Below are 3,504 nucleotides of genomic sequence, written 5' to 3' on the forward strand. Positions count from 1 at the left end.
CATCGTGCCGCCGAACTGCCTGTCTGGCTGCACAGATACAATTGGCATCGTCCACATGGCAGCCTAAAGTCAAAAACGCCTATCAGTCGCCTCGCCCTGATCGAGGACAACCTGTTGAAGCTCCACACCTAGGTCACTATCGGGGGGCCTTAAACCTGAACAGCTCCATCGTCGCGGCTGCTGCGGAAGCAGGAGCTATCACTGGGACCCGTACTGGTGCTTGTCAGCCGCTGAGCCGCTACTTCGTCTTAGGAAGAGCATTGTCCTTGCCAAAAGCCGGCCAGTATTTCGAGATTGCCAGTGTGGCGCCGGCTGAAGAGAAATGACCATAGTCGAAATATAAAAACTCTCCTCTATCGAAATAGGCGCAGCGTCCTGCGCTGCACAGGAATTTCAGCGGATCGATGAATGTGGCGCCTTTGGTAAATGAGCGCACACGTTCGTTGACGTCGGGGTCCATCGCGATCGGCCAGGACGTATCGTCCAGATTTTGGCGCTTGGCGAAGAACGCAATTTTCCGGACGTCAGTTGGGAACTGCGGAGACTGGCCGATGACAAACACGCGCACGCCCAGGGCACGAAGCGTAGCGATTGTTTGCTGAAGACCGTCGAAACCTCTGACCTCATAGTCACTCCATCTACCGCTGAGGATAACCGTCTTGATGTCCGCTTCCAAGATGACGTCCAAGGCCTTGCGATTGAACCGGACACAATCAAGACGATCGTACGGGTAGTAATAGAGTATCGGCGCGCAGCTGGCGTACGTATATTCAACGATGTTCGCCTGCAATCGATTTATGTTAGCACCCAAGCCGGAAACATAGTGCGCGGCGAAGGAGTCGCCCCACAAAAAAACCGTTGTTGGAAAACCGCTGGTGCGCGTGCAATCCTCCATATTCCAGCTTTCGATCCGGCTGGTGCCCTCGTTGAAACAGATGCCATTCCTCCAGTCCCCGACGGAAATGCGCCGCTGGACATAGTCCGGAAACCGTTGCGGAAAGCCGTTGCCGAGCGCCCCCGCCGCTCCGCCGGCACAAAGGACAACGATCGCGAGCGCTGAAAAGGCGAAGATAGGCCCCGGGGAGGTGAAGGCCCTCTTCTGTCGAAACGGCTGCTCTACAAACTTCCAGGAGAATGCAGCCAATGCGAGGCTTGCCACCAACATCGCACCGGTCATCAACGGATCGAGTTTTTGGAACGAAAGATAGTGCGCGAACGCATTGAGAGGCCAGTGAACAAGATACAACGAATACGAGATGAGCCCAATCCAGACCAGCGGCCTGACTTCGAGCATGCGGGTGGCGACCGTCGAGGGGGTATTTTGGCCAACATAGATCAGAAGGGCCGTTCCGATGCATGGATACAAGGCGTTGTAGCCTGGGAACGGATCACTCGCCGAAATCGCGAAGAACCCGATGGCGAGAAGGCCAAATCCGGCCACCCCCACCGACTCCATCAGGAGTCGGTTGCCCAGCGGCGAGGGGCATTTGAGCATGAGCAGGGCGCCCAACATGAGTTCCCAGATTCGGGTCGGCAGCAGATAGAATCCGGCGGTGGGTGCCAGCGATGTCGCCATCACCGCCACTACGAAGCTGCAGAGAATTATCGGAAGAAGTGTCGTCAGCCAGCGCTTCCCGATGTAGCGATAGATTAGGAACATCAGGATTGGTGCGAAGATGTAGTACTGCTCCGCTACGGAAAGCGGCCAAGTGTGCAACAGTGGTAGAAGCGCGGCATCGATAGAGAAGTAACTTGACGTTTTCCAGAAGAAAACGTTCGACCAGAAGGTCGAGGTAGCTATGATGCTAAGACTGAATCCGCGCAGATCCGGTGGCAGAAGAATGAACAATGCCGCAATGCAGGTGAGAAGCATCACAAAGACGAGCGCCGGCAGAATGCGCCGGGCACGGCGCCAGTAGAAGTTGACGATGGAAAATTGGCCGCGTTCAAGGTCATCCAGGAGGCTTCCGCTGGTTAGGTAGCCGGAGATGACGAAGAAGATATCGACCCCGCTAAAGCCACCCGGGATCGCCGAAATTCCGAAATGAAAGAGTACGACCGGAAGTACAGCAACGGCCCTAAGGCCCTCGATATAGCGCCTATATTGCATCCAGCGGTTCCTTTTATTTTAGATCAGGACGCGATTGGAAGCTTTCAATCTCCGGTAGGAGTGCTGCCGAGATAAGGGCGGTATCAGCCACCTTTATCCGTCCCGAATGTTCTGTAAGTTGCAACTGGTACAGAAGCACGATCGCCATCGCCGGCCTTGACGGCCTGATTGTCGAGCAGATCGCGCGGATCGTTGACCATCACGGCCAGGTTATGTCCTGTCGAACAACCAAGCGGCTGTTTGAAGGATTCTTCATTGGGTAAGGCACCATATGAGGGACAGACCGGCGGACGGGCGTGATAGACAATCGCCTCAATTCGCACTGAGCCGGCGTCGTGTTGATCGCGCAATTGAATGTTGTCTTCTTCGATTGCCAACTGCCTGGCCTGATGGGCTACCCCTGCGCTGAGCTGGGGCGAACCGCTGATGAGGAGGTGGATGGCATCGAACCGGCCGCGACTGGCCTTGTCTAGGAAAACACGCAAACGCTGCCGTTCGGAAGCGCGCAGGCTTTGCAACGTCAGGACGGTGGTCTCCTCTCGGACAAGCATTGGTGCCGATGGTTCGACATCAACTGGCGTAGTGCTTGTGCAGCCACTTACGCTTGGTGCCAGAGCGACAAAGAGGATTATAAAACGCAACATCTTTGGATGACACTATTCGATGATGAAGCCGAGACCGCCCTGGGCGCTTGGCGCGCCCGCACGGATAGCAGCGCGGTCTCGCGGGGGACTTGTCACGGAATTCGTCGGAGCGCCCCCTCCGTTCAAAGCCGGTGCCGCCCGCTCGGTCGGTGCGCTCATCTGGTTTGGGTTGGAGCCTGGTCTTACAATGTAAGGCGTAACTAGAATGACCAGTTCTGACTCCTCTTTTTGAAACGAGGTCGAGCGAAAAAGCGGTCCCAGGATCGCCAGTTCTCCGAGCCAGGGAAAGGCCCTGACATCATTGTTGACGTTCCGCCTGATTAGACCGCCGATTGCGAAGCTCTGGCCGCTGGCGAGTTCGACGACCGTATCGGCTCGGCGCGTGGAAACTGCCGGCACGGAAATTCCGTTGATTTGCACGGCACCTTGCGTCGACAGTTCACTGACTTCGGGCGTTACGTGAATGTTGATTTGATTGTTGCTGAGAACTGTCGGCACAAATTCCAGACTGACGCCGAAGTGACGGAATTCAACCGATACCTGCCTGTTTTCCTGCAGGACAGGAATGGGAAATTCGCCGCCCGCGAGAAAGCTGGCCTTTTCACCCGACATAGCGGTGAGGTTCGGCTCAGCCAGGACGGAAGCTATATGCTCCTTGGCGAGCGCGTCGAGAACCGCGCTGACGTTGACGGCACCGTTGTCGAATCCGATTTCTGCTGTACCGCCACCCTGGGTTGAACCAGACCCAGC

Annotated in this window: 2 protein-coding genes and 2 pseudogenes; 1 reads left to right on the forward strand and 3 read right to left on the reverse strand. The window is 56.2% G+C overall.

Annotation, left to right across the window (positions count from 1 at the left end; translation table 11 throughout):
* Positions 1–132: pseudogene (locus EN993_RS32975) on the forward strand (IS481 family transposase); the annotation flags it as partial.
* Between the two features lie 106 nt (positions 133–238).
* On the opposite strand, the gene EN993_RS32980 reads toward EN993_RS32975, so the two are convergent.
* The 3 genes and pseudogenes from EN993_RS32980 to EN993_RS32990 form a co-directional block, all read right to left on the reverse strand.
* Positions 239–2,110 (reverse strand): acyltransferase family protein, encoded by a 1,872-nt coding sequence (locus EN993_RS32980; protein WP_063169260.1) that lies wholly within the window; start codon positions 2,108–2,110, stop codon positions 239–241.
* 83 nt (positions 2,111–2,193) lie between these two features.
* The gene (locus EN993_RS32985; RefSeq protein WP_063169261.1) at positions 2,194–2,754 is read right to left on the reverse strand and encodes a CpaD family pilus assembly lipoprotein; all 561 of its coding nucleotides are present in this window, start codon (positions 2,752–2,754) and stop codon (positions 2,194–2,196) included.
* A gap of 12 nt (positions 2,755–2,766) precedes the next feature.
* A pseudogene (locus tag EN993_RS32990) lies at positions 2,767–3,504 on the reverse strand (type II and III secretion system protein family protein); the annotation flags it as partial.

It is taken from the genome of Mesorhizobium sp. M7D.F.Ca.US.004.01.2.1 (genome assembly GCF_003997785.1).
GTDB lineage: Bacteria > Pseudomonadota > Alphaproteobacteria > Rhizobiales > Rhizobiaceae > Mesorhizobium > Mesorhizobium loti.

Excerpts from the sequence above, each read along its gene's own strand:
- EN993_RS32985 (WP_063169261.1), bottom strand. The coding sequence starts at position 2,754 with ATGTTGCGTTTTATAATCCTCTTTGTCGCTCTGGCACCAAGCGTAAGT.
- EN993_RS32980 (WP_063169260.1), bottom strand. The coding sequence starts at position 2,110 with ATGCAATATAGGCGCTATATCGAGGGCCTTAGGGCCGTTGCTGTACTT.